Annotated in this window: 5 protein-coding genes; 4 read left to right on the forward strand and 1 reads right to left on the reverse strand. The window is 63.0% G+C overall.

Translation table 11 applies throughout. The annotated features are described in order from the left end of the window. Nucleotides 1-3,082, reverse strand: a 3,082-nt coding sequence (locus EN745_RS28130; protein WP_127422759.1) for a hydantoinase B/oxoprolinase family protein, incomplete at its 3' end; no start/stop codon positions are given. A 189-nt stretch (nucleotides 3,083-3,271) separates the two neighbouring features. Here EN745_RS28130 and EN745_RS37255 point away from each other — a divergent pair. From EN745_RS37255 to EN745_RS28150, 4 genes are all read left to right on the forward strand, one after another. Then, complete coding sequence (locus EN745_RS37255) at nucleotides 3,272-3,475, forward strand: hypothetical protein (protein ID WP_126053886.1); 204 nt, start codon at nucleotides 3,272-3,274, stop codon at nucleotides 3,473-3,475. Between the two features lie 157 nt (nucleotides 3,476-3,632). Next, on the forward strand, nucleotides 3,633-4,352 hold the full coding sequence (locus EN745_RS28140; RefSeq protein WP_126053887.1) for a DnaJ family molecular chaperone: 720 nt from the start codon (nucleotides 3,633-3,635) through the stop codon (nucleotides 4,350-4,352). Beyond that, a complete protein-coding gene (locus EN745_RS28145; protein WP_127422760.1) occupies nucleotides 4,349-5,116 on the forward strand; it encodes an N-acetylmuramoyl-L-alanine amidase in 768 nt (255 codons plus the stop codon). The genes EN745_RS28140 and EN745_RS28145 overlap by 4 nt, the downstream gene beginning before the upstream one ends. 230 nt (nucleotides 5,117-5,346) lie before the next feature. Beyond that, nucleotides 5,347-5,804 (forward strand): transglycosylase SLT domain-containing protein (locus tag EN745_RS28150; RefSeq protein ID WP_127422761.1); only part of this gene is annotated, 458 nt, incomplete at its 3' end.

A 5,804-nucleotide genomic window follows, 5' to 3' on the forward strand; every position in this document is an offset into this window, starting at 1 on the left:
CATGCTGCGAGGTCTCGACATTGCCGGCGACGACTGCTGCCGGATATGAAGGCTTCAGCATACAGTCGTCGGGGATGACGATGTTGATCGGCCTGAGACACCCGGCGTTCATCGGGATCATGTCCTCGACCATGACGCGGAAGGCATAGAGCACGGCGGCGCGGGCGACGGGTTCCGGCGCGTTGAAATTGTTCTTTTCCACCTTCGAGGTTCCGGTGAAGTCGACCGTTGCTTCGCGCTTTTGCCGATCGACAGAAATCCTGACCCTGATCACCTGGCCGGTGTCGGTGGGATATTCATAGTCGGAGGTGTCGGGAAGCCGTTCCAGCACGCGCCGCACGCTCTCTGCGGCATTGTCCTGGACGTGGCCCATATAGGCCTCGACGACATCGAGGCCGAAATGCGCGACCATCTTGCGCAATTCGGCAACGCCCTTCTCGTTGGCGGCGATCTGCGCCTTGAGGTCGGCGACGTTCTGGTGCGGATTGCGGGCCGGGTAGGGGTGGTCGGTGAGCAGCGTTTCCAGTTCCTTCTCGCGAAAGCGGCCGCGATCGACGATGCGGAAATTGTCGAACAGCACGCCTTCCTCGTCGACCGTGGTGGCTAAAGGCGTCATCGAGCCGGGCGCGGTGCCGCCGACATCGGCGTGATGGCCGCGCGAGGCCGCCCAGAACAGGATTTCCTTGCGCGCATCGTCGAACACCGGCGTCACCACGGTGATGTCGGGCAGGTGCGTGCCGCCATTGTAGGGGGCGTTGAGGGCGAAGACGTCGCCCGGATGGATGTCGCCGGAATTCAGGCGAATGATGGTCTCGACCGAGCGGTCCATGGAGCCGAGATGCACCGGCATGTGCGGCGCGTTGGCGACCAGCGCGCCATGGCGGTCGAAGACGGCGCAGGAGAAATCCAGCCGTTCCTTGATGTTGACGGAATAGGCGGTGTTCTGCAGCGTCACGCCCATCTGCTCGGCGATCGACATGAAGAGGTTGTTGAAGACCTCCAGCATGACCGGATCGGCTTCGGTGCCGAGCGCTGCCTGGCGGCGTTTCTTCTCGGTTCGCCGCAACAGCACATGGTTCCTGGCGGTGATCTCGGCCTGCCAGCCGGGCTCGACGATGATGGTCTGGTTGGGCTCGATGACCAGAGCGGGACCGGCCACCCTGTTGCCGGACTTGAGCGCTTCGCGCCGGAAGATGCCGGCTTCGCGCCATTCGCCTTCGGTGAAGATTTTGCGCGTCCTGGGAGGGCTTGCGGCAAGATCTTCCATTTCCGATTCACTTTCGTCGCGGCCGCCGCCGCCGGTATCGGTGCCTTCGACACCGACGGTCTCGACGATCATCGGCTTATCGTCATAGACGAAGCCGAATTGCGCCTTGTGGGCGACTTCGAAATCGCGCCTCGCCTGGAATATTGAGCCGCTGGCGAAATTCACCGGCAGCGCCGTGTCGGTGCCGTCATAGCGGATCTGCAGGACGGGCCTGGAAGCGACCGCGCTCTCGGCGATGCCTTGTGCCGCGAATTCAGCGATGACGGCTTTCCTCAACGTTGCGATAAGCTCGTCGATCGCCGTCCTGGACTCTTCGGCGAGCGGCTTGAGCAGCGCCTGCTGGCGCGAGGCGAACACCGACGACAGGCCGATGCCATAAGCCGATAGCAGGCCAGAGAAGGGATGGATCAGCACCGCTTCCATGCCGAGCGCATCGGCGACCAGGCAGGCGTGCTGGCCGCCAGCGCCGCCAAAGCAGTTCAAGAGATATTCAGTGACGTCATAGCCGCGCTGCACCGAGATCTTCTTGATGGCGTTGGCCATGTTCTCGACGGCGATGGTGACGAAGCCTTCGGCGACCGCCTCGGGCGAGCGGCCATCGCCGATCTCGGCGGCCAGCGCGGTGAATTTTTCGCGCACGGTGTCGACGTCGAGCGCCTGGTCCTGGCCGGGACCGAAGATCGCCGGGAAGTAATCGGGCTGCAGCTTGCCGAGCATGACGTTGGCGTCGGTCACGGCGAGCGGGCCGCCGCGCCGATAGGCGGCCGGGCCGGGATTGGCGCCGGCGGAATCCGGCCCGGCGCGGAAGCGGCCCGCCTCATAGTGCAGGATCGAGCCTCCGCCGGCGGCAACGGTATGGATGCGCATCATCGGCGCGCGGATGCGCACGCCGGCAACCTCGGTGTCGAAGGCGCGCTCATACTCGCCGTCATAGTGGGCGACATCGGTCGAGGTGCCGCCCATGTCGAAGCCGATGACTTTTTCGAAACCGGCGAGCTTCGCCGTCTCGACCATGCCGACGACGCCTCCGGCCGGGCCGGACAACAGCGCGTCCTTGCCCTGGAACATATCGGCGGCGGTGAGACCACCTGACGACATCATGAACATCAGGCGGGGGCCGGCACCCAGTTCGCCCGCCACCCTTTGCACGTAGCGCGATAGGATCGGCGACAGGTAGGCGTCGACCACGGTGGTGTCGCCGCGGCCGACCAGCTTGATGAGCGGCGAGACCTCGTGGCTGACAGAAACCTGGGCGAAGCCGAGCTTGCGGCAGACTTTGGCGACAGCCTTCTCGTGGTCGGGATATTTCCAGGCATGCATGAAGACGATAGCGACCGCATCGATGCCGTCGGCTTTGGCCTGTTCGATTGCCGGGTGGCAGGCGGCGACGTCGAGCAAACGTTCGACCCAGCCGTCGGCGCGCACGCGTTCATCGATCTCGACGACGCGCTCATAGAGCTGTTCGGGCAGGATGATCTCCTTGGCGAAGATATCCGGGCGTGCCTGATAGGCGATGCGAAGCGCGTCGCGAAAACCCTTGGTGGTAAGCAGGAGCACACGGTCGCCTTTGCGCTCGAGCAGCGCATTGGTGGCGACAGTGGTGCCCATCTTGATGTCGCCGATCAGCCCCGGCGGAATGGCGGAACTGGATTTCAGTCCAAGCAGGTCGCGAATGCCCTGGATGGCAGCGTCCGCATAGGCTTCCGGATTTTCTGACAGCAGCTTGCGAGCATGCAGTCCGCCTTGCGGGTCGCGGCCGATGACGTCGGTGAAGGTGCCACCGCGGTCGATCCAGAAATCCCATTTTTCGGTCATCGCGGCTCCTGGAATTTTCCCTGCGTAATCTGGTGCTTGGCTTATCCTGTTAGTGCGCCATTCGGCGGCCGGCAATCGCCCAGATGATGTTACATGCGGAAATGCAACGTTACGAAACTCCACGCCGGCTGATGCATTTCTCCTTCGACCGCTCACCAGAATGTGAGCGTCGATTGAAGGAGAGATATCATGAAGAAGCTCATTCTGGCGTCCCTTTCGGCGCTCGCCCTGCTCGGAGTTGCGGCTTGCAGCGACAGCGGGACGGACAACACCACAACCCAGAGCACCAATCCGCCGGCCGCCGAAGAGCCTATGAAGCCGGCTACTCCGGCTCCTGACGCTACGAAACCAGCCGAACCGGCTCCGGCAGCACCTGCTGCGCCCGCGCAGTAGTTCACAAGGCGAAGAAGGCCGGTCCCCTACCGGCCTTCTTTCTTTTCAGCTACCGGCGCCAGAGGCTTGCGCCAGCAACATCATATGACCCGGACCCAATGGGCCTGCGGCACTGTCTGCGCTTGATAGCGGTGGGCAGTTCGCACTAAGAAGCCTCATGTCGATTTGGGACCGCCTCGGCGACTTCATCGTTCGTGTTACGTCTTCAGCGTCATCGGGCGTCGCCGATGTCGTCGAAGCCGTGCGAACGGTTTTCTCCGGCGATGCCGATCTGCGCCGCCGCGTGGCCTTTTCGGTAGCGATGATCGCGCTCTCGGCCAAGATGGCCAAGGCTGACGGCATCGTCACCCAGGATGAGGTGCGCGCCTTCCAGGAAATATTCGATGTGCCGCCGAAAGAGACGCGCAATGTGGCGCGGCTCTACGACCTAGCCAAGCGCGATGTGGCCGGCTTCGAGATCTATGCCCAGCGCATGGCGCAATTGTGCGGCTCCGGCCATGCGAACTGCATGATGCTGGAAGACATACTCGACGGCTTGTTCCACATCGCCAAGGCCGACGGGCTGATTCATGAGCACGAAGGCCGGTTCCTGCACCGTATCGCCGAGATCTTCCGCATCGACGAGGCACATTATCAGAGCATCCTGGCCAGGCACGTCAATCTCGGCGCCGGCGATCCCTATGTCGTGCTCGGCATCGAGCGCGGAAAGCCGTTCGAGGAGGTCAGGAAGCGCTACCGCAAACTGGTCTCGGACAATCATCCCGATCGGCTGATCGCGCGCGGCCTGCCGCAGGAATTCATCAAGATCGCCACCACCAGGCTCGCGGCGATCAATGCCGCCTATGAGATGATCGAACGGGGCCTCAGGCACGCATGAGCGGTTTCCTGCCCGACCAGCCAGGCGCCGAGGTCAGGGTATCGCCGAATTTCGGCCCGCGGCGCGAGACGTTGAAACCCGACATGATCGTGCTGCACTATACGGGCATGGCGACCGGACCCGGCGCCGAAGCGTGGCTGTGCGATCCGGCGAGCGATGTGTCCGCTCACTATCTGATCCACGAAGACGGCCGCATCGTGCAAATGGTTCGCGAAAGCGACCGCGCCTGGCATGCCGGCAAGAGCTCGTGGTTCGGGCGAACGGACATCAACTCCTGCTCTGTCGGCATCGAGATCGTCAATCCCGGCCATTCGCTCGGTTATCCCGATTTCCCCAGGCGGCAGATCGATGCGGTGATCGGCCTGTGCAAAGGCATCGTGCAACGCCATTCCATTGCGGCGCAGCGCGTGCTCGCCCATTCCGATGTGGCGCCGGGTCGCAAAGTCGATCCGGGCGAGAAATTCCCCTGGAAGACCCTGTTTGCGGCCGGCATCGGCCATCTCGTGCCGCCTGCGCCGGTCAGGCAGGGCGCGACGCTGAAAACCGGCGACACGGGGAGCGATGTCGAGGCGCTGCAGTCGATGCTGGCGCTTTATGGCTACGGTGCGGAGATATCCGGTATGTTCGACCGCCAGACCGAAATCGTCGTCGAGGCTTTTCAGCGGCATTTCCGGCCGCGGCTGGTCGATGGAATGGCTGACGGCTCGACAATCCGCACGCTGCAAAGGCTGCTTGCTTCCATGAAGGCAATCCCAGCCAAATAGTTCATTTTGCGTCGCTAAATTACAATCTGTCACTTAAAGTGACTTGCGCCGCCTTCTTTGCCGCCAAATCGACCGTCAAAGGCGATCCGTGCAATTTATCGGACGTCTAGCCTCCCGGATGTTTCGATATTGATTTGGTGTCGCCGCGTGAAGTTCTTCGCGCGGTTCTAACAGAACAGGACCACATGCGAAATTTGACCGTCTTGACGGCAGCCGTTGCTGCCGGTGTAATGACTTTTGCCATCGGGGCCGCGAATGCCGCGCCCCAGAGCCTGCGGGCCGACAGCGGCTTCATCGCCGTAGCCGGCAAAACCGCGCCGAAGGCCGCGGAGAGCCCGAAAGCAAAAAAGACGACCACCGCGAAGGTGCAAAAGGTCGCCGCGGTGAAAGCCAGGAAAGCGACGGCGAAGCGGCGTGTGCAGCGCAACAGGAAGACGATCGACCTGACGACCACAGCCTCGATCCGCCCGAGCACCGCGGCAGAGTCGACAGCGGCGGCGGCAGCGGCCGACGGCGGCCAGTACTCGGCGATCATCGCCCGCTATGCGGCGGCGGAAGGCGTGCCGGTGTCGCTGGCCAAGGCGGTCATCAAGATCGAGAGCAATTACCGGCCGAACATCGTCGGCAGCGCCGGCGAGATCGGCCTGATGCAGATCAAGCCGGCGACGGCGCGCATGATGGGCTACAG

The sequence above is a fragment of the Mesorhizobium sp. M4A.F.Ca.ET.022.05.2.1 genome (assembly GCF_003998845.1).
In the GTDB taxonomy this organism is placed as follows: domain Bacteria; phylum Pseudomonadota; class Alphaproteobacteria; order Rhizobiales; family Rhizobiaceae; genus Mesorhizobium.